Here is a 20,477-nt window from a genome sequence, read left to right as displayed (position 1 = left end):
TGCGCCTCACGCCGCCCGGCGTGCACCGGCGCTGGCGTCGGCGGCCTCCACCTCCACCAGGCAGTCGTAGAACACCGGGCCGCGGCCCATGTCGGTGAGCTTCTGGCTGGTCAGCTCATTGACGTTGGTGCCGGCCAGGCCGGACTTGCGCCACCAGATGCCCAGGCCGTTGACCACGCCAGGCCGCGCGCGCGGCGAAATCTGGACCTTGCAGAAATACTCGCCGCGGTCGTTGAACACGCGCACGGTGGCGCCAGCCGTGATGCCGCGCGCCGAGGCATCGGCCGCGTTGATCTCCAGCAGGGGCTCGCGCTCGATGTCGCGCAGGCTGGTGACGTTGACGAAGGTCGAATTGAGGAAGTTGCGCGCCGGCGGCGAGATCATGGCCAGCGGGTAGTTCGCCGACGAGCCGATGGCCTCGTGGTTGGGCAGGTGGTCGGGCAGGCCGTCCAGGCCCTGGCGGGCCAGGCGCTCGCTGAAGAACTCACAGCGCCCCGACGCGGTCGGAAAGCCGCCCTGCGCAAAGGGCGCGTCGGCGATGGCCAAGGGCGCGAAACCCTCGCGCAGCAGCTCGTCGAAATCGACATTGCCGCCAAAGGCGGTGCGGCACAGGCTTTCATCGGTTTGCCCAAAACAGTCTTCGGCAAAACCCAGTCGCTGCGCCAGCGCGCGAAAGACCTCGGTGTTGGGCCGCGCCTGACCGACGGGTGCGATCGCCGGGCGGTTGAGCACCACATCGGTGTGGCCGTAGGAGGGATGGATGTCCCAGTGTTCCAGTTGGGTGGTGGCCGGCAGGATGTAGTCGGCGTAGTCGGCGGTGTCAGTCTGGAACTGCTCCATCACCACGGTGAACAGGTCCTCGCGCGCAAAGCCCCGCACCACCTTGCCCGACTCGGGCGCCACCGCCACCGGGTTGCTGTTGTAGACGATCACCGCCTCGACCTGGGGGCCGAAAGCGGGTGAGGCCTGGCGCAATAGATCGTCGCCGATGGTGCTCATGTTGATGGTGCGCGGTGTGCGGCCGGCCAGCAGATCGGGCCGCTGCAGCGCCGCCTTGTCGATAGGGAACATGCCCGAACTGGACAGCAGCAGGCCGCCGGCCGCTTCGCGCCAGGCGCCGGTGAGCGCTGGCAGGCAGGCAATGGCCCGCGCCGCGTTGCCGCCGCCGCGCACGCGCTGCATGCCGTAATTCAGGCGGATGGCGGCAGGCTTGGTCGTGCCGTAGTCGCGTGCCAGCGCGCGAATCTGCCCGGCCGGCACGCCGCAGACCTGCGCCGCACGCTCGGGCGTCCAACGCAGGGCCCGTTCGCGCAGCCCCTCCCAGCCCAGGGTGTGCTGCGCGATGTAATCGTGGTCCAGCCAGTCATTGAGGATCAGTTCGTGCATCAGCGCCAGCGCCAGCGCCGCGTCGGTGCCTGGCAACAGCTGGATGTGCTCATGGCATTTGTCGGCCGTCTCGGTGCGGCGCGGGTCGATGCACACCAGCCTGGCGCCATCGCGCTTGGCCAGCTGGGCCAGGCGCCAGAAATGCAGGTTGCTGGCAATCGAGTTGCTGCCCCAGATGATGATCAGCTTGGACTGCGCAAAGAACTCCAGCTTCATGCCGACCTTGCCGCCCAGGGTCTGCGTCAATGCTTCACCACCGGCGCTGGCGCAGATGGTCCGGTCCAGCAGCGAAGCGCCCAGCCGGTGGAAAAAGCGCATGGCCATGCTCTCGCCCTGCACCAGGCCCATGGTGCCGCAGTAGCTGTAAGGCAGGATGGCCTGGGGGTCACGCGCCGCGATGGCCTGCAGGCGCGCCGCGATCTCTTGGAGCGCCTGGTCCCAGCCCACCGGCTCGAAGCGGCCCGAGCCCTTGGGACCGCTGCGCTTGAGCGGCGTCAACAGGCGCTCCGGGTGGTAGCTGCGCTCCACATAGCGCGAGACCTTGGTGCACAGCACGCCGTCGGTGGGCTTGTGCTGGGGGTTGCCTTGCACTTTCAGGGCCACGCCGTCGGCCACGGTGGTGACCAGGGCGCAGGTGTCGGGGCAATCATGCGGGCAGGCGCCGCGGATTTCGGTGGTGACCATGCTTGCGGTTCGGGGATCGTGGGGCAATCACGATGGTAGTCGCCTTGGGCCGGCCTGGTGGAAAGGAGCCTTTCAGGTTAAGAAAATCCCGTCAGCGAGCCGAAAGCAGGGCGTCAGCCCTAGGGAAGACCCTAGGTAGAAAATGGTTCCATGCTCAATCGTCGCCAATTCTCGCGTGCCGTCGGCGCGCTCGCCGTGCTCGGCGCCCCCGTCGTCCGCGCCCAGCCTGACCGCATCGTGCTGGGCCAGTCCGCGCCCTTCACCGGGCCCTCGGCCCAGTTGGGCATCCAGTTCAACCAGGGCGCGCGCCTGTACTTCGACCAGGTCAATGCCCAGGGCGGCGTGCACAAGCGCACGATCGACCTGGTGCATCTGGACGATGGCTATGAGCCCGAGCGCTGTGTGGCCAACACCCGCAAGCTGGTGGCCGACGACACGCTGGCGCTGTTCGGCTATGTCGGCACGCCGACCTGCCTGGCAGCCCTGCCCCTGGCCATCTCGGCCAAGGTCCCCTTCTTCGCGCCGTTTACCGGCGCCATGGCGCTGCGCCAGCCCTTCAATCGCTATGCCTTCCACATGCGCGCCTCGTACAACGACGAGACCGCGCTGATCGTCAAGCAACTGACCAGCCTGGGCCTGAAGAAGATCGCGGTCTTCTACCAGAACGACGCCTACGGCAAGGCCGGCCTGGAGGGAGTGGAGCTCGCCCTGGCAGGCCAGAACATCAAGCCGGTGGCCCAAGCAACCGTGGAGCGCAACTCGGTCGACGTGGCCGGCGCCGTCAAGACGCTGGTGGCGTCGGCGCCCGACGCGATCGTGCAGATCGGCGCCTACAAGGCCTGCGCGGCCTTCATCCGCACGGCCCGCAAGGCCGGCTATGGCGGCACCTTCTACAACGTGTCCTTCGTCGGCACGCAGGCCCTGGCCGATGAACTGGGCAAGGACGGCGCCGGCGTTGTGGTCTCCCAGGTCATGCCCTCGCCCTACAACACGGCCCGCCCGATCGCCCGCGAATTCGCCGAGGCGGTCAAGAAGGGCGGCAGCGACCACCAGGCCAACTTCTCCAGCATGGAAGGCTATGTGGCAGCCAAGGTGATGGTCGAGGGCCTGCGGCGCGCCGGCCCCAAGCTCACGCGGGAAGCGCTGGTGGGCGGCCTGGAGTCGCTGGGCAATCAGTCGGTCGGCGGCTTCTCGGTGTCGTTTTCGGCCACCGACCATGCGGCGTCGAGCTTTGTGGAGCTGTCCATGCTGACGGGTGACGGCAGAGTCCGCACCTGAAGGTCAGGCAATGGCTGACCCCTGCGTCAGCCTCCATCCATTTCCATTCCAAGGGGGCCCGCGCGGCCCCCTTCGTCCCTGTGCGAACCCATACTGGACTCACTTAGCAACCCAAGGAGATCCAATCATGATCCACAGCAAATTCATGCGCACCGTTCCCGTGGCCCTGGCCCTGACCCTGGGTGCGGCCCTGGGCGCCCATGCCCAATCGGCCAGCCCCACGGGCCCGACCAATACCGAGAGCAACAAGGCCGGCGAGGTCTACCCGAACGACCCCAACGCGGCCAATCCCAATAAGCCGGAAATGAAGGCCGTGACCAAGGCCAAGAAGTCCGAGCCGGCCCAGACCACCAAGAAGGTCACCAAGTCGACCACCGATGCACTCAAGAGCGCCGGCGCCAGCGCGGGTGACGCCATCCGCGACACTGGCAACAAGATCAACAGCCATGTGCCGCCGGGCCCGGAGGATGGCAAGAAGTAAGCGGGCTTCAGTCCAGTGAACGCGTGGCCGCCAGGCCGCGCATGAAGGCCTCGCAGCGCGCCAGCTGCTCCAGGTAGACGTATTCGTCCGGCTGGTGCGCCTGGGTGATGCTGCCGGGCCCGCAGACCACCGTGGGAATGCCGGCCTGCTTGAACAGGCCGGCCTCGGTGCCGAACGCCACCTGCGTGGTGCGGTTTTCACCGGCCAGGCGCTGTGCCAGCCGGGTCACAGCGTCACTTGCAGAGCCCAGGAAACTGGGCACTTCGCAGATCGTGTCGAAGCGAAAGCCCGTCTCGGGCGCCACCTTGTGCATCGCCGGCTCCAGAGAGCGGGCATGGGCCAGCACCTGCGCCTGCATCGCCTTGGCATCGGCCGTTGGCAGGTCGCGGAATTCATAGCGGAACTCCGCGTCGCGCGGCACCACGTTGTCGGCGATGCCGCCGTGGAACTGGCCGACGCTGGCGGTGGAAAACGGTACATCGAAACCGGCGTAGCGCGGCTCATCGCGCTCGAAACACTCGGCCATGTCGCGCAGCTTGCCCACCAGCCGCGCCGCCATCTCGATGGCATTGACCGACTGTGGGGTCAGCGAGGAGTGCGCCTCCTTGCCACGCACGCAGCACTTGTAGCGGTAGACGCCCTTGTGGGCGATCGCCGGCACCATGTCAGTGGGCTCGCCCACGATGCAGGCCAGGGGCTTGACGCCGGCGTCGCGCATGTCGGCAATCAGTTCCCGCACGCCCAAACAGCCCACTTCCTCGTCGTAGCTCAAGGCCAGGTGGATGGCAAAGGGGGCGGGGCTGTCAACAAACTGACGGGCATGGGACAGGGCGATGGCGATGAAGGCCTTCATGTCGGCCGATCCGCGGCCCCAGAGCCGGCCATCGGCCACATGACCCGACAAGGGATCGGACGACCAGTCCTGGCCGTCCCAGGGCACGGTGTCAGTGTGGCCGGACAGGATAACGCCGGCGCTCTTGCCCTCGCCCAGCGTGGCGAACAGATTGGCTTTGGTCCGGTCGGCGTTATAGGTCAGGCGGCTGGCCACGCCCATGGCCTGCAGTTCGTCGCGAATGAAGTGGATCAGGGTCAGGTTGGAGTTGGCGCTGACGGTGTTGATGCGGACCAAAGTTTGCGCCAGCTCAAGCGCGCGGGCACTGGGTTGCGAGGAAGCTGCTGTAACTTGCATCACCCCATTCTGGCGCATGTCGCGCTCTGGCGCCTGCGGCGCGGCACGGCTAGACTGCAAGCCTCGACCAACCGCATCTTCCAATGAAAATCCTGGACTCCATCGTCACCCAGGCGGCCGGCATCGCGGCCATCCGCCGCGACATCCACGCCCACCCCGAACTGTGCTTCGAAGAAGTGCGTACCGCCGACGTGGTGGCACAAAAGCTCACCGAATGGGGCATTCCCATCCACCGCGGGCTGGGCACGACCGGCGTGGTCGGCATCCTGAAGAACGGCAGCAGCGACCGGGCCATCGGCCTGCGTGCCGACATGGATGCCCTGCCCATGCAGGAGTTCAACACCTTCAGCCATGCCAGCAAGCACCAGGGCAAGATGCACGCCTGCGGCCATGACGGCCACACGGCGATGCTGCTGGCCGCGGCCCAGCATTTCGCCAAGAACCGCAACTTCGATGGCACTGTCTATCTGATCTTCCAGCCCGCCGAAGAAGGCGGCGGCGGTGCCCGCGAAATGATCAAGGAAGGCCTGTTCGAACAGTTTCCGATGCAGGCCGTGTTCGGCATGCACAACTGGCCAGGCTCACAGATCGGCAAGTTCGCCGTCAGCCCCGGCCCGGTGATGGCGTCGAGCAACGAGTTCAAGATCACCATCCGCGGCAAGGGCGGCCATGCAGCCCTGCCGCACAACGGTGTCGACCCGGTGCCGGTGGCCTGCCAGATGGTGCAGGCCTTCCAGACCATCATCAGCCGCAACAAGAAGCCGGTCGATGCCGGCGTCATCTCCGTGACCATGATCCACGCCGGCGAGGCGACCAACGTGATCCCCGACAGCTGCGAGTTGCAGGGCACGGTGCGCACCTTCACACTTGAAGTGCTGGACCTGATCGAAAAGCGCATGCAGCAGGTGGCCGAACATGTCTGCGCGGCGCACGACGCCGTTTGCGAATTCGAGTTCGTGCGCAACTACCCGCCCACCATCAACTCGCCCAAGGAGGCCGAGTTCGCGCGCAAGGTGATGGCGTCCATCGTCGGCGAAGCCAACGTCGAGGCGCAGGAGCCCACCATGGGCGCGGAAGACTTCTCCTACATGCTGCAGGCCAAGCCCGGTGCCTACTGCTTCATCGCCAATGGCGACGGCAGCCACCGAGAGATGGGCCACGGCGGCGGCCCCTGCATGCTGCACAACCCCAGCTACGACTTCAACGACGACCTGATTCCCCTTGGCGCCACCTACTGGGTGCGCCTGGCCGAAGCCTGGTTCGCGGAGCAGGCTGCATGACAGGGGCCCACGACGCTTTCTCATCCACCTACGCCCAAGCCCGCGCCAAGTTCCTGCACGCCGCCGCCGACGCCGGCGTGCAGGTCGACTCCAGGCCGCACCCGCTGCCGGGGCGCGATGGTGAAGAACTGGCCATGGACGTGGCGCTGGACGGCGACGCGCTGGCCTCGAGCCTCCTGATCCTGACCAGCGCCTGCCATGGCGTGGAAGGCTATTGCGGCACCGGCGTGCAGGTGGCGGCACTGCGCGACAGGGCGTGGCGCGACCACGCGCGCTCCCGCGGGGTGGCCGTGCTCTACATCCATGCGCTCAACCCTTATGGCTTTTCGCACATCCGCCGCACCACGCATGAAAACGTGGACCTGAACCGCAACTTCCACGATTTCAGCCGGCCCTTGCCGGACAACACCGCCTACCGCGAGCTCCAGGCGCTGCTGCTGCCGGCCCAATGGCCGCCGTCGGACGACAACAACGCGGCGATCTCGCAGTACATCGCCACCCATGGCGAGCCCGCCTACCAGGCTGCCATCTCGCGCGGCCAGCACGAGTTCCCTGGAGGCTTGTTCTTCGGCGGCACCGGGCCCACCTGGAGCAACAGCACGTTGCGCGAGGTGCTGCGCAGCTACGGGAGCAAGGCCTCGCGCATCGGCTGGATCGACATCCACACCGGGCTGGGCCCCAGCGGCCTGGGCGAGCGCATCTATGCGGGCGCCGACGACGATGCAGCCGTGCAGCGCGCCCGCTCCTGGTGGGACGGCGGCGGCAGAACGCCGGTGACTTCCATCTACGACGGCTCGTCGAGCTCGGCCTTTCTCACCGGCCTGATGTGGAACTCAGTCTATGAAGAATGCCCGCAAGCGCAGTACACCGGCATCGCGATGGAATACGGCACGGTGCCGGTGCTGGAGGTGATGCATGCGCTGCGCGGCGAGCACTGGCTGAATCTGCACCCTGATGCGCCGCCGGCCCTGGCGGCACAGGTCAAGCAGCAGATGAAGGACGCCTTCTACACCGACACCGACAGCTGGAAAGAGCAGATCCTGCAGCAGGCAAGCGAGTCGCTGTACCAGGCTGCCGACGGTCTGCAGGGCTAGCCGAAGCGCAGCCTGGCGATTTCCAGCAGCCCATCGAAGATCAGGCTGTCCACCAGCTCGAAAGCAACGGACATGCTGGGCGCCATCTTCCAGCCCGCGCCGCCGGTCATGTAGCAGGCCGGCTCGGCGCCGCAATGGCGGCGCACGTGCTGGACCATCCGCTCGATGGCCCCTGCAATGGCATAGGTGCCGCCGCTGGTCAGAGCGTCGCTGGTGTTGGTGGGAAACTCGCACACCTCGCCGGTCGGCACGTGCAGGCCGGCCGTGCCCGACTCCAGCGCCCGCAGCATGATGCCGTGGCCGGGCAGGATGAATCCGCCCAGAAAGCGGCCATCGGCATCGACCGCTTCGACGGTCACGGCCGTGCCCACCATCACCACCACCAGTGGCCTGGGCGCCCCCTGGGCCAGAAGATGGTGCCGGGCCCCGACCATCGCCACCCAGCGGTCGGCGCCCAGCCGGGCCGGGTGGTCATAGCCGTTGACCAGGCCTGCCTCGGCCGCGCTGGCGACCACCCATTGGGCCGGGATGTCCCACAGCTCCTCCATCTGCTCCTGGACGCGGCGCTTGATGGCATCGGCCGCTACGGCGCAGCCGAGCATGCGGTCCGGGCAGGCAATGGCGCTCCACGGGCCGTCGGCCAGCTTGTCGATGTTCTCGAGGAATTCGGCACCTTGCGCCTGCAGGGCAGCGCCGGGGCGCGGCGCGTCATACAGGGCCCATTTCAGGCGGGTATTGCCGATGTCGATGGCGAGAAAGGGCATGGTTGCAGCCTGGCCGCGCAGCTCAGCCCGCGGCGTCCAGCAAGCGACCAAATCCGGCCAGGGCAGCCGCCAGCGCATCCTCCTGGGCCCGCAGGGTTTCGCCGTCGGCGATGCATTGCCTGATGCACAGCTGCAACTCCTGGTGGGTCTCCATTGCGCCCTCCAGCGATGGGGGCTTGCCCTGCGCGGCCTGGGCGGCCAGCGCGGGCATCCTGCCCTGCCATGCCTTGACGTCCGATGCCAGCACCTGTTGCAGCATCTGCAGCACCGTCGCCCGTTGCGCGGCCGTGCCCCGCGCCTGCTCGTGCACCGCCTGGGCGGCGGCAACGACATCGCGCAAGAGCTTCAGGCGCGCAATCAGGATGTCGCAGCGGCCGGCATCCTCACGCAGCTGCTGCTGGCTCTGTTCGCCGGTTGCGGCAGCGCTGCGCTCCTGCAGCTGCTTGCGCATGTCCTGCAGCCAGCGCGCGCCCTGTTCCACGAGCTTGTCGATCGCGCGGCACTCCACTTCGAACTCGACCAGGGTGCGCTCGGTCGCCACAGCTTCGGCTTGCTGGCGCTTGTGCAGTTTCTGCACCTGCAACGCCAGGGCCTGGGCCGTCGCGTCGATCTGTTCGACCTGCGCCGCAAACTCCCCGCTGGTGCTACGCCCCTTGCCGGTGGTGCGCGCCCACCAGCCGCGCGCCTCCAGCAGAGCGAAATCAAGGTCGGACAAGGTTTTGGCCAGTTGGGCCAACTCCTTGGCGATTGGTGCGGGATCGCGGGCCCGTGCATGGGTTTCCAGCACGCCACGCAGCTGGGCCAACTGGTGCAGATGCATGTGGCCCGCGTCGGCTGCCATCCGGTCCAGGTAGGCGGCGGGCGACACTGCCGCCTTCGGACGGCTGACCTGCGCCAGCTTGGCAGGAGTCATCAGGGAAGCGGTGCGATCGGAATCGGCCATGGCAGTGCAATGAAAGTGTGCCGCAATATAAACCGAAAGCCCATCAGCCTGTCAGCACAGCTGGCTGCCCACCGCGACCAGGTCCGGCCGCTAGAGAGCGCCGATCCAGCAGGCTCGCTGGATCGCAGCCAGCTTGTTGTCGACCTTGAGTTTTCCCATCGCATTGGCCAGGTGGTAGTTCACGGTGCGTTCACTGCACCGCAGGCGCTGCCCGGTTTCACGCGCCGTCATCCCCTGGAATGCAAGGACCAGGCATTCGCGCTCGCGCGGGCTCAGCGTGGATCGCTCCTGCGCGATGCAGCGCCTGATCACCGGCCAGATGTTGAGCGCCGACCATGCCAGCGATGCAGCCTCTGATCTGTCGGTCAACTCGCGCGGGCTGAACATGAAGCATTCGAAGGCACGGCCCGCTGGCAGCGTGAATTCCACGCGCACGACGGTCTGGAAGCCATGGGCCAGCCAGAGCAGGCGCCAGCGGCTGGACGCAAGCTGGTCTGATTTGGCGATGTGCTGCCAGGCCACCAGCGGCGCATCGGAGTCGCGCCACGGGGCGCCGAAATCCCGGCTCTCGGCCAATGCGGTAGCGGCATCCGCAACCAGAGGTGGATGCACGGCCATGACCTGGCGGTCCTCGATGGTTCCGAACGGATCCGGTCCCAGCACGGCCACTGCCTCCACCGAAAACTCGCGCAATGCGCTGGCCCAGTCGCTGAGGATGCCGTCCAGGCTCGCACTGTCAAAGTTAACAGGTAGCTGCATCGACGTGTTTTCAAAGAACCGGGACAATAGCACGCTCCCCACACCGGCCTTCCCTGCCCCTTGACCCTTCGCGACACATCCCAAGGCCATCCATTCGCTGCCCAGGCGACTGCGCGGCTGCCGGTACGGCAACGGATGTCGCGCTGGCTCCTCGAAGAAGTCATCACCTCGCCGCTGGTGGCCGTGCTCCACCCCTCCCCATTGCGCATGAAGGGCCTGGGCCTGTTCGTCCTGGTCGGCCATCCGCTGTTCTGGTGGACATGGGCCATCGGTCTGCCCCAGCCCTATGAGAGTCTGCCGCTGCGCCTGTGCGCTGCTGCACTGGGGCTGCTGCTGGTCAACCAGCGCATCTCCAACGACCCGAGCAGCAGGCTGTCCGGCCAGATCTTCAGTGTGGTGACCTGGTTCGAGCTGCCCTTTCTTTTCAGCTACATGTACCTGTGCAATGGAGGCAATGCGGTCTGGCTGGCCAGCATGGCGGCGATGATCCTGACCTACTATTTTGTGACCGACTGGCGGATTGGCACACTGGGGCTGGCTGCTGGGGCTTCGTGCGCGCAGATCGCGTTCTGTCTCTGGGGACCGCCGGTGCCGCCGTGGTCCACAAGCCACATGCTGTCGGATGCCGTCGTCATGGCCTCTTGCGTCAGCATGGGGCTGCTCCTGGGCCTGTCCTCGGCCAATCTGCGGCGAGAGCACCTGGCCCACACGCTGACGACCACGGGCATCATGGCCCACGAACTGCGCACGCCACTGGCCACGATGTCGCTGATCGGTGATGCGGTGCGGGCCGAGGGGAGCGGGCGCACCGATGCTTCCGCACACAAGCTCGACAAGCTTGGCGAACGCCTGCACATGCTGGTGCGCAACACGAACCACCAGATCGACACCCAGATCGCCAATGCAAGACTGATGCGCCTGCCCACCACCAAGGAATCCATGTCGGCCTCCAAACTGGTGTCCGCGGCGGTCGCCAACTACCCGTTTCGCAGCACGCGTGAGCGCGAGAGCGTTCAACTGCTGGTCCGGCGCGACTTCCACTTCCATGGCTCGCAGGCCCTGTTCGTCCAGGTCATCGACAATCTGCTGAAGAACGCCCTGCGTTCGCTGGCCGCCGCCAGCAGCGCCAGCAAGCCGGGTGACCTGATGGTCGAAGTCGGGACCATGCACAACAGGGGCAGGATCGTCGTATCGGACAAGGGCGTCGGCATCAACCCCGACTTGCAGCCGCGCATTTTCGAACCCTTCTTCTCGACCAACCGCGGCACCGGGCATGGCCTGGGACTGGCTTTCTGCCAGCGCGTGGTCGAAGGCGCCAAGGGCAGCATCCGGGTCAGGTCGGAGCCCGCGCGTGGCGCCATTTTCACGATTGAACTGCCCGTCCTGGGCTAGCACAATGAATCCCATCCCCACGTTTGTCTGATTGGCCGCAAGATGAGCTTTCCCCTGTTTCACCGTCCCGGCACGATCGTCTTCCTCGACGACGATCCCGACTACCTGGAAATGCTCGCCCTGGTGCTTCCCAGGCACTGGAACGTCAAGCTGTTCCTGAGGCCTGCCGAATGCATCAGCTACCTGCACCAGGAACCGCCCTTCTGGGAAGCCGATGCCTGGAACCAGCAGCAACTGGTCGGCCACTGGCGCGAAGGCAAGCCCCTGATTCCGCAGATTCTTGGCTATTGGTCCAAGTACACCGAACGCTATGCCCTCACGCGGGTGTGCGTGGTGGACTATTCGATGCCGGCCATGGACGGTCTGCAGGCGCTGGCCGAACTGGTCGACTGGCCGGGCTCGCGGGTGCTGCTCACCGGCCAGGCAGATGAACAGGTGGCGGTGCGCGCATTCAACCGGGGGCTGATCGACCAGTTCATTGCCAAGCAGGCACCAGACATCTCCAAGCGCCTGATCGATGCCGTGGAGCACCTCCTGACCACGCCCAACGCCCGCCACGCGCAGACCTGGCGGGCCACGCTCAGCCCGGAGCAAAACGCCCTGCTACGCCTGCCATCGGTCGACCAGGAACTGTTGCGCCTGGGCACCAAACGCTGGGTCGAGCACATCGTGATCGGCGAGCCTTTTGGTGTGATCGGCCTGGACGCCGCTGGCCAGGCCAGTTGGCTGCAGTTGGAAACCACCGACGGTCTCAAGGCCCTGGCGGAACTCGCCGAACTCGAGGGCGTGCCACCGGCGGGCCTGGACGATATTCGTCATGGCCGCAAGCTGGCCGACCTCGAACTGCGCCAGGCCCTTGGCCGCGCAGGCCCGCCAGAACTCGCGGCGGCCTTCCCGGTGGGCCAGGACGGCTTGCTGCTGGGCGCGCTGTTCAGCGTTCCTGCCATGCATGCGCCCGATCCGGTCAATGGTTATACCAACTGGCTGGCACGGCAGGACAAGCGCCGGGTCCAGGGCTGAACCACCGGCCCCCCGTCATGCGCCTGAAGAACTTCTGGCAGGCAGGGATCGGCTGCGGCGGCCGAGTGGGTAATTCCAACGACTTCCATGTTGCACCTGTAAAAATGGCGCCCCATTGAAGAGGTAAATGTCACAACGCGTCACATCACCCCTGTCAGATATGACAGGGGTGATACAAATAAGTTACCGTCTGCAGGGAAAAGTGTGATTTCGTCGCAAAACGCAACAAAAACTCAGGCCAGCTTGCCGTGGCACTGCTTGTACTTTTTGCCACTGCCGCAGGGGCAGGGGTCGTTGCGGCCCACCCGGGGCATGCCGGCCACGGCGGGCAGTTCGCGCGCCGTGCGCTCATCGAGCGTGCTCTCCACTTCGCCGGTTTCCGTGGGCGCGGTATAGGTGACGTTGGCAATGCGTTCTGCGCGGCTTTCCATGTCCTCGGCCGCCTGCTCCAGCTGTTCGCCGGACTGCACCTTCACCGTCATCAGGACCTTGGTGACTTCGTTCTTGACGGAGTCCAGCAACTGGCCGAACAGCTCGAAGGCCTCGCGCTTGTACTCCTGCTTGGGCTGCTTTTGCGCATAGCCACGCAGGTGGATGCCCTGGCGCAGGTAGTCGAGCGCCGACAGGTGTTCGCGCCAGTGCGTGTCGATGCTTTGCAGCAGAACCACGCGCTCGAACTGCGTGAAATTGGCTGCGCCGATCTGCTCGACCTTGCGATCAAAAGCCGCGTCAGCCGTCTTGAGCACCTTCTCCAGGAGGTCCTCGTCGGTGATCGCGCTGGCGGCCTGAACGTCCTGCTGCAGCGACAACTGGATTTCCCACTCGTCGGCCAGCACCTTTTCCAGGCCCGGGACGTCCCATTGCTCTTCCACTGATTCGGCCGGCACGTACTGGCGCGTCAGGTCGGTGAAGCAGCCCTGGCGCAGCGAGGCGATCTGGGCGCCCAGATCGGCCGCATCCATGATGTCGTTGCGCTGCTGGTAAATCACCTTGCGCTGGTCATTGGAGACATCGTCGTACTCCAGCAACTGCTTGCGGATGTCGAAGTTGCGCGCCTCGACCTTGCGCTGGGCGCTTTCGATGCTGCGGGTGACGATACCGGCCTCGATGGCCTCGCCGTCTGGCATCTTCAGGCGGTCCATGATGGCCTTGACCCGGTCGCCGGCGAAGATGCGCATGAGCGGATCGTCCAGGCTCAGGTAGAAGCGCGAGGAGCCGGGATCGCCCTGGCGGCCCGAACGGCCGCGCAGTTGATTGTCAATGCGGCGCGACTCGTGGCGCTCGGTCGCGATGATGCGCAGGCCACCGTGGGCCTTCACCACCTCGTGCTCTTTGGCCCAATGGGCACGCAGCTCCTCGATTTTCAGCGCCTTGGCGGCCGCGTCGAGCGATTCGTCGGCTTCCACCGCTTCCACCGCTTTCCCCACATTACCGCCCAGCACGATGTCGGTGCCGCGACCGGCCATGTTGGTGGCGATGGTGATCATCTTCGGGCGGCCGGCCTGGGCCACGATGTCGGCCTCGCGCGCATGCTGCTTGGCGTTGAGCACCTGGTGCGGCAGGCCTTCCTTGTTGAGCAAGGCGTCGATGATTTCGGAGTTCTCGATGGAAGTGGTACCGACCAACACGGGTTGGCCGCGCTCGTAGCACTCGCGGATGTCCTTGATCGCCGCCTCGTACTTCTCGCGCGTGGTCTTGTACACGCGGTCGAGCTGGTCGTCACGGCGGCTCGGCCGGTTCGGCGGGATCACCATGGTTTCCAGGCCGTAGATCTCCTGGAACTCGTAGGCTTCGGTATCGGCCGTGCCGGTCATGCCGGCCAGCTTGCCGTAGAGGCGGAAATAGTTCTGGAAGGTGATGGATGCCAGGGTCTGGTTTTCTGCCTGGATGGGGACGCCTTCCTTGGCTTCCACGGCCTGGTGCAGGCCATCGCTCCAGCGGCGGCCCGACATCAGGCGACCGGTGAACTCGTCGACGATCACCACTTCCTGGGCGCCGTCCTCGCCAGGCTGGACGACGTAGTGCTGGTCGCGGTGGTACAGGTGGTTGGCCCGCAGCGCAGCGTACAGGTGGTGCATCAACGTGATGTTGGCCGGGTCGTACAGGGTGGCGCCCTCGGGAATCAGGCCCAGGTTGAACAGGATGCGCTCGGCGTTTTCGTGGCCCTGCTCGGTCAGGAACACCTGGTGGGTCTTCTCATCCTGGGTGAAATCGCCCGCCTTGATGATTCCTTCGCCGGTGCGCGGGTCGGCCTCGCCTTCCTGCTTGACCAGCAGCGGCACGACCCGGTTCATGGCGATGTACATCTCGGTGTGGTCTTCCGCCTGGCCGCTGATGATCAGCGGTGTGCGTGCCTCATCGATCAGGATCGAGTCGACCTCGTCGACGATGGCGAAGTTCACGCTGCGCTGCACGCGGTCGGCCACCTCGTAGACCATGTTGTCGCGCAGGTAGTCGAAACCGTACTCGTTGTTGGTGCCGTAGGTGATGTCGGCGCGGTAGGCGGCCTGCTTGTCCTCACGCGGCATCTGCGGCAGGTTGATGCCCACCGTCAGGCCCAGGAAGTTGTACAGCTTGCCCATCCACTGGGCATCCCGGTTGGCCAGATAGTCGTTCACCGTGACCACGTGAACGCCCTTGCCGCTCAGCGCGTTCAGGTAGACCGGCAGCGTGGCCGTCAGCGTCTTGCCCTCACCTGTGCCCATTTCAGCGATCTTGCCGTTGTGCAGTGCCATGCCGCCCAACAGTTGAACATCGAAATGGCGCATCTTCATGATGCGCTTGGAACCTTCGCGCACCACGGCAAAGGCTTCGGGCAGGATGGCATCGAGTGATTCGCCGCCGGCGACGCGGTCCTTGAACTCCTGCGTCTTGCCACGCAGCTGCTCGTCGCTCAACTTCTCGAATTCAGGCTCCAGCGCATTGATGCGCTCCGCTGTCTTGCGGTATTGCTTGAGCAGGCGGTCGTTGCGCGATCCGAAAATCTGGGTCAGGAAGTTCTTGGCCATGAATGCAGTGCTGCCCTGCCGGCCCACCGGGGCCAGCAGGGCAGCGCAATCCTCTTGTTATGCAGGAAATGGGGTCGACGCCAGCCAAAGCAAGAACAGGCGGGCGCCAACGGAACTTTCGATTTTACCTGCGCGATGGCATCTGCAGGGCAGGCGCCGCGGGCGGCGGTTTGGCGGCAAAGGTGGCCACCTGCGCACTGGCTGGCAGGCTCTGGCCCGCAGTCAGGAATTTCTGCGGATCCTGCATGACCCCCTGGACCAGTACCTCGAAATGCAGGTGAGGTCCGGTCGAGCGCCCGGTCGTGCCAACTTCGGCGAGTTTCTGGCCGCGCCGGACCAGGTCGCCCTTTTTCACCAGCACCCTGGAGGCATGGGCATAGCGCGTGACCAGGTCGTTGCCGTGGTCCACTTCGACCATGTTTCCGTAGGCGGCGTGGTATTCCTGGGTCACCACCACCCCGCCGGAAGCCGCGAGGATGGCCGTGCCCGGGTCGGCCTGGAAATCCAGGCCCGTGTGCAGGGCCGAGCGGCCGGTGAAAGGATCGATGCGCCAGCCGAAGGACGAGCCCATGTGGCCTGCCTGCACCGGCTGCTGGGTGGGCGCCATCATCTTGCGGATTTTCTGGTCGAACAGGCGCGACTCCATGACCGTGAGCAGGTCGTTGCGCTGGCCGGTCAACTGGTCCAGGTCGGACAAGGTAGCCTGCAATTCCTCCATCGTCAGCGGGCGCCCGGACACCAGGGCGCCGCCACGGCCGGGCGTGGCCTTGATCTCGGCCGGATTGACGCCGGCCAGCCCCGACACGCGTTCGCCCAGGGCCTCCAGCTGCACCATCTTGGCCTGCATCTCGCCGAGCTTGCGGGCCATGGCATCGAGGTTCTCGCGCATGAAGCGGTCGCGCTGCTCAAATTCGTCCTTGACCACCAAGCGCACCAGCGTGCCCACAACGGGCCAGCCTTCCCGCGCGCCTTTGAGGAAAACCCAGTGGTAAAGGCCTGCCGCGAGCACCATCAGCGCCAGCGACAAAGTGAAGAACACAACGACCAGCCGTGTCCCGCTCAGGTGGATGGCACGGCTCTTGGCCAGCCACGCATCCGTGATAATGAAATGCACCGTGATCCCCTCTTCCTGTCCGCCTTCATGAACCGAAAACTGCACCCCGTCACGCTGTTGCAGGCCGCCGAAGGCTCACCGACTCTGGCAAGACTGGCGGAACTGGCACGCGACTCGAACGAACGGCTCAAAGCGGTCGAATTATTGATCCCTGCCCCATTGCGGCCCGCCGTGAAGGCTGGGCCGGTCGATGGACCGTCCTGGTGCCTCCTGGTCAGCAACAACGCCGCGGCCGCCAAGCTCCGGCAGGTCTTGCCTGCCCTGCAGAACCGCCTGCGCGACCGGGGTTGGGAGGTTACCTCAATTCGCATCAAGGTACAAAGCAGCCAAAGGTAGCCGGCTGAAGTCTCCCGGGAGAAATGGTGCCGATTGTCGGAATCGAACTGACGACCTACCGCTTACAAGGCGGTTGCTCTACCAACTGAGCTAAATCGGCGAATGCTTGAATTTTAAGGCGTGCTGCGCGTCACTTGACGCGCTTGAGTGCAGGCCGCGGACCGGGGGGAGGACGAGGCGGCTCGCCTTCCGGGCCGCTCCCGGCATCATCTGCCGCGGCAGGCTCGGGGGGGACCAGTTGCACGACCTTGGGCTCACCCTCCACCCCTCCGGCAGCCGGGACACTGGACAGAGGCGAGGGCTTGGACCCCTCGCCCCCCGCCACGGGAACTGGGAATGCCATGCCCTGGCCGTTCTCCCGCGCGTAGATCGCGATCACACGGCTGATCGGCACGATGATCTCGCGTGCGCTGCCGGCAAAGCGCGCCTTGAACTCGATGAAGTCGTTGCCAAGCTTGAGCGAACTGGTCGCATCAAAACTGATGTTCAGGACGATCTCGCCGTTCTTGACGTATTCACGCGGCACCTGCACGGTGTCGTCGACCAGCACCGCAACATAGGGCGTCAACCCGTTGTCGGTGCACCATTCGTACAGGGCCCGGATCAGGTAGGGGCGGGTCGACGTGGATTCCAGGGCGTTCATGCGGCGCGGCAGACTGCTTACTTGCGCATCACCTTTTCAGACGGCGTCAGCGCTTCGATGTAGGCCGGCCGCGAGAAGATGCGCTCTGCATACTTGAGCAGGGGCGCCGCGTTCTTGGACAGCTCGATGCCATAGTAGTCCATGCGCCACAGCAGGGGCGCGATGGCGACGTCGAGCATGGAGAAGTTGTCGCCCAGCATGTACTTGTTCTTCAGGAACACCGGGGCCAGCTGCGTCAGGCGGTCGCGGATGTGCGAGCGCGCCTTTTCCAGCGCCTTTTCGTTGCTCTTGGCAGCGCGCGACTCGAGCGTGTTGACGTGAACGAACAGTTCCTTCTCGAAATTGAGCAGGAACAGGCGCACGCGGGCACGGTCCACCGGGTCGCCCGGCATGAGTTGCGGATGCGGGAAGCGCTCGTCAATGTACTCGTTGATGATGTTCGACTCGTACAGGATCAGGTCGCGCTCGACCAGGATGGGGACCTGGCCATACGGATTCATCACATTGATGTCTTCCGGCTTGTTGTACAGGTCGACGTCACGGATCTCGAAATCCATGCCCTTCTCGAACAGCACAAAACGGCAGCGGTGGGAAAAAGGACAGGTCGTCCCGGAATACAGCACCATCATGATGAGAGGCTCCTATACAAAGTGAAAACACGGTCCGCGCCAAGCTGGACCGTGTCTGCAAGGACGCGTGCCCGGCGATGCCGGACCGCGTTATCGTCCTCGTCCGTTAATGCACATTCTTCCAGAACGCGGCGTTCAGGCGCCAGGCGATCACGGTGAACACGCCCAGGAACAGCAGCACCCAGACACCGATGCGCACGCGCTGGTTCTGGGCCGGCTCGGCCATCCACTGCAGGTAGCCGACGAGATTGCCGACCGCCTGGTCGTATTGCAACGGCGTCATCGTGCCCGCGCTGACCTGCTTCCAGCCCTTGAAGATCTTGGTTTCATGGCCATGGCTGCTCTGCGTCTCGAACACCGGCTCGCGCTCACCTTGCAGTTCCCACAGCGCGTGGGGCATGCCGACGCTGGGGAAGACCAGGTTGTTCCAGCCGGTCGCCTTGGACGGGTCGCGGTAGTAGGTGCGCAGGTAGGTGTAGAGATAGTCCGCACCGGTGCCGCCGTGGCCGGAGCGCGAACGCGCCACCAGGGTCAGGTCAGGCGGGTTGGCACCGAACCATTCCTTGGCCTGCTTGGGGTCGATCGCGGCCTTCATGGTCTCGCCGACCTTGTCGGTCGCGAACAACAGGTTGTCCTTGATCTGCTGCTCGGTCAGGCCGATGTCCTGCAGGCGGTTGTAGCGCATGAAGGCTGCCGAGTGGCAGTTCAGGCAGTAGTTGACGAACAGCTTGGCACCGTTTTGCAGTGCCGGCAGATCGTTGGTGATGTTGGGCGCCTTGTCCCAGGCGATGCTGTCGCCGCCCGAAGCGTGCGCGCCGGTCGTGACGCCCAGCGCTGCGCTCCACGACAGAACGAGGGTGATGATGAATTTTTTCATTCTTGTCATGCTCCAGCTCAGTGCGCGGCGAAAGTGATGCGCTCGGGCACGGGCTTGAACTCGCCCAGCCGGCTCCACCACGGCATCAGCAGGAAGAAGCCGAAATAGAACAGGGTGCCGATCTGCGACACGCGCTCGCCGATCGGCGAAGGCGGCTGCACGCCCAGGTAGCCCAGCACCAGGAAGTTCACGACGAACACGCCGTACAGCCATTTGTGCCATTGCGGGCGGTAGCGGATCGACTTGACCGGGCTGAAATCGAGCCAGGGCAGAAAGAACAGGATGACCACCGCGCCGCCCATGGCGACCACACCCCAGAACTTGGCGTCGATGGCCAGCATCAGGGCGATGGCCACGACGGTGGCGACCACGACCGCGCCCTTGAACAGGCTGGGCAGCTTCGACTTGAACACACCGAAACCGGCACCGGCCACGACACAGGCGATCAGCACATACAGCATCTCGCTGGTGATGGCACGCAGCATCGAGTAGTACGGCGTGAAATACCAGACCGGTGCGATGTGCGCGGGCGTCTTGAGCGAGTCGGCCGGGATGAAGTTGTTGTACTCCAGGAAGTAGCCACCGACTTCGGGCGCGAAGAAGATGATGGCAGTGAAGACCATCAGGAACACGGCCACGCCGAAGATGTCATGCACCGTGTAGTACGGGTGAAAGGGGATGCCGTCCAGCGGCTTCCCATTGGCGTCCTTGAGTGCCTTCGGACCCTTGATCTCGACGCCGTCCGGGTTGTTCGAACCGACGTCGTGCAGCGCCAGGATGTGCGCGGCCACCAGGCCCAGCAACACCAGCGGCACGGCAATGACGTGGAAGCTGAAGAATCGGTTGAGCGTGGCGTCGGACACCACGAAGTCACCGCGGATCAGCAGCGCCAAGTCGGGGCCGATGAAGGGGATGGCGGTGAACATGTTCAAGATCACCTGGGCGCCCCAGTAGGACATCTGGCCCCAGGGCAGCAGGTAGCCCATGAAGGCCTCGGCCATCAGCACCAGGAAGATGCCGCATCCGAACAGCCAGACAAGTTCGCGCGGCTTGCGATATGAACCGTAGATCAGGGCACGGAACATGTGCAGGTACACGACCACAAAGAACGCCGAGGCACCTGTGGAATGCATGTAGCGGATCAGCCAGCCCCATGGCACGTCGCGCATGATGTATTCGACCGAAGCGAACGCCACCGGCACGCCGGCGGCGTTCAGCACGCGCACGGCCTTGGCAATCGGCGTGCCGCCGATCAGCGTGCCGATGCCGTCGATGATCGAGCTCGAGACTGTGCCTCCGCTCGAGTCGTAGACGAGCGGCGAGCCGCTGCCGTCGATCGCGTCGTGCTGGTGCTCGTGGCCGTCGTCGTCCTGCCAGGTGAGCGAGGTCTCGGGCTTGCGCTTGCGCATCAGGTCGATGGCGCGATGCCGGGCGATGGTGGTCAGCCAGGTGCCGACAAACACCATGTCGGACAACGGCCCCTTGATGGGTGCGCCGGTGATCAGATAGATCGGAAGCATGACCAGTGCGATGCTTCCCGACCCCATGCCGTCGGCATACGCCCGGATCATCCAGGTCCGGTGTCGAAACAGCTTGTTCG

The 20,477-nt window shown here is 65.2% G+C and carries 18 protein-coding genes and 1 tRNA gene; 7 read left to right on the top strand and 12 right to left on the bottom strand.

The window, feature by feature from the left end:
- Window positions 1-6: 6 nt before the first annotated feature.
- The gene (locus tag Q0632_RS18740) at window positions 7-2,070 is read right to left on the bottom strand and encodes a molybdopterin oxidoreductase family protein (protein ID WP_298933028.1); all 2,064 of its coding nucleotides are present in this window, start codon (window positions 2,068-2,070) and stop codon (window positions 7-9) included.
- Window positions 2,071-2,220: 150 nt separating this feature from the next.
- Between Q0632_RS18740 and Q0632_RS18735 the strand changes: the two genes are divergently transcribed.
- Entirely contained in the window at window positions 2,221-3,348 is a 1,128-nt protein-coding gene (locus tag Q0632_RS18735) for an ABC transporter substrate-binding protein (protein WP_298933027.1), read from the top strand.
- Between the two features lie 127 nt (window positions 3,349-3,475).
- Complete coding sequence (locus tag Q0632_RS18730; protein ID WP_298933026.1) at window positions 3,476-3,829, top strand: hypothetical protein; 354 nt, start codon at window positions 3,476-3,478, stop codon at window positions 3,827-3,829.
- Window positions 3,830-3,836: 7 nt separating this feature from the next.
- Here the strand turns inward: Q0632_RS18730 and argE are convergent, their stop codons facing one another.
- Window positions 3,837-5,018, bottom strand: a complete 1,182-nt coding sequence (argE, locus tag Q0632_RS18725) for an acetylornithine deacetylase (protein ID WP_298933025.1) — start codon at window positions 5,016-5,018, stop codon at window positions 3,837-3,839.
- Window positions 5,019-5,101: 83 nt separating this feature from the next.
- Between argE and Q0632_RS18720 the strand changes: the two genes are divergently transcribed.
- Window positions 5,102-6,298: a M20 aminoacylase family protein gene (locus tag Q0632_RS18720; RefSeq protein WP_298933024.1), complete on the top strand. Its 1,197-nt coding sequence runs from the start codon at window positions 5,102-5,104 to the stop codon at window positions 6,296-6,298.
- Window positions 6,295-7,392, top strand: coding sequence for a M14 family metallopeptidase (locus tag Q0632_RS18715; protein ID WP_298933023.1), 1,098 nt, complete (start codon window positions 6,295-6,297; stop codon window positions 7,390-7,392). The genes Q0632_RS18720 and Q0632_RS18715 overlap by 4 nt, the downstream gene beginning before the upstream one ends.
- On the opposite strand, the gene Q0632_RS18710 is transcribed toward Q0632_RS18715, so the two are convergent.
- The 3 genes from Q0632_RS18710 to Q0632_RS18700 form a co-directional block, all read right to left on the bottom strand.
- The gene (locus Q0632_RS18710; RefSeq protein WP_298933022.1) at window positions 7,389-8,156 is read right to left on the bottom strand and encodes a type III pantothenate kinase; all 768 of its coding nucleotides are present in this window, start codon (window positions 8,154-8,156) and stop codon (window positions 7,389-7,391) included. The genes Q0632_RS18715 and Q0632_RS18710 overlap by 4 nt on opposite strands.
- A gap of 22 nt (window positions 8,157-8,178) precedes the next feature.
- Window positions 8,179-9,099: a hypothetical protein gene (locus Q0632_RS18705; protein WP_298933021.1), complete on the bottom strand. Its 921-nt coding sequence runs from the start codon at window positions 9,097-9,099 to the stop codon at window positions 8,179-8,181.
- Window positions 9,100-9,189: 90 nt separating this feature from the next.
- On the bottom strand, window positions 9,190-9,891 hold the full coding sequence (locus tag Q0632_RS18700; RefSeq protein ID WP_367181224.1) for a LuxR C-terminal-related transcriptional regulator: 702 nt from the start codon (window positions 9,889-9,891) through the stop codon (window positions 9,190-9,192).
- Window positions 9,892-9,993: 102 nt separating this feature from the next.
- Between Q0632_RS18700 and Q0632_RS18695 the strand changes: the two genes are divergently transcribed.
- Entirely contained in the window at window positions 9,994-11,250 is a 1,257-nt protein-coding gene (locus tag Q0632_RS18695; protein ID WP_298933020.1) for a HAMP domain-containing sensor histidine kinase, read from the top strand.
- Between the two features lie 42 nt (window positions 11,251-11,292).
- Window positions 11,293-12,270 carry a response regulator gene (locus Q0632_RS18690; RefSeq protein ID WP_298933019.1) on the top strand — a complete coding sequence of 326 codons (978 nt, stop codon included), beginning with the start codon at window positions 11,293-11,295 and terminating at the stop codon, window positions 12,268-12,270.
- A 233-nt stretch (window positions 12,271-12,503) separates the two neighbouring features.
- Here the strand turns inward: Q0632_RS18690 and secA are convergent, their stop codons facing one another.
- Together secA and Q0632_RS18680 are read right to left on the bottom strand one after the other, a co-directional pair.
- On the bottom strand, window positions 12,504-15,278 hold the full coding sequence (gene secA / locus Q0632_RS18685; RefSeq protein WP_298933018.1) for a preprotein translocase subunit SecA: 2,775 nt from the start codon (window positions 15,276-15,278) through the stop codon (window positions 12,504-12,506).
- 124 nt (window positions 15,279-15,402) lie between these two features.
- Window positions 15,403-16,392 (bottom strand): M23 family metallopeptidase, encoded by a 990-nt coding sequence (locus Q0632_RS18680; RefSeq protein ID WP_298933017.1) that lies wholly within the window; start codon window positions 16,390-16,392, stop codon window positions 15,403-15,405.
- A 27-nt stretch (window positions 16,393-16,419) separates the two neighbouring features.
- Between Q0632_RS18680 and Q0632_RS18675 the strand changes: the two genes are divergently transcribed.
- Window positions 16,420-16,728: a hypothetical protein gene (locus tag Q0632_RS18675; RefSeq protein ID WP_298933303.1), complete on the top strand. Its 309-nt coding sequence runs from the start codon at window positions 16,420-16,422 to the stop codon at window positions 16,726-16,728.
- Between the two features lie 24 nt (window positions 16,729-16,752).
- Here the strand turns inward: Q0632_RS18675 and Q0632_RS18670 are convergent.
- The 5 genes from Q0632_RS18670 to Q0632_RS18650 all read right to left on the bottom strand — a co-directional run bounded on the left by Q0632_RS18670 (window position 16,753) and on the right by Q0632_RS18650 (window position 20,286).
- A tRNA-Thr gene (locus tag Q0632_RS18670) sits at window positions 16,753-16,828 on the bottom strand.
- 30 nt (window positions 16,829-16,858) lie between these two features.
- A complete protein-coding gene (locus Q0632_RS18665) occupies window positions 16,859-17,371 on the bottom strand; it encodes a ClpXP protease specificity-enhancing factor (RefSeq protein WP_298933016.1) in 513 nt (170 codons plus the stop codon).
- 17 nt (window positions 17,372-17,388) lie between these two features.
- Window positions 17,389-18,000 carry a glutathione S-transferase N-terminal domain-containing protein gene (locus tag Q0632_RS18660; RefSeq protein WP_298933015.1) on the bottom strand — a complete coding sequence of 204 codons (612 nt, stop codon included), beginning with the start codon at window positions 17,998-18,000 and terminating at the stop codon, window positions 17,389-17,391.
- A 106-nt stretch (window positions 18,001-18,106) separates the two neighbouring features.
- Window positions 18,107-18,877 (bottom strand): cytochrome c1, encoded by a 771-nt coding sequence (locus Q0632_RS18655; RefSeq protein ID WP_298933014.1) that lies wholly within the window; start codon window positions 18,875-18,877, stop codon window positions 18,107-18,109.
- A 17-nt stretch (window positions 18,878-18,894) separates the two neighbouring features.
- Window positions 18,895-20,286, bottom strand: a complete 1,392-nt coding sequence (locus tag Q0632_RS18650) for a cytochrome bc complex cytochrome b subunit (protein WP_298933301.1) — start codon at window positions 20,284-20,286, stop codon at window positions 18,895-18,897.
- Window positions 20,287-20,477 lie beyond the last annotated feature (191 nt).

The organism is uncultured Ramlibacter sp., assembly GCF_936925435.1.
Classification (GTDB): Bacteria; Pseudomonadota; Gammaproteobacteria; order Burkholderiales; family Burkholderiaceae_C; genus Ramlibacter.
Note: the sequence above shows the minus strand (reverse complement) of the source record. Positions and strands in the feature narration are given on the sequence as shown.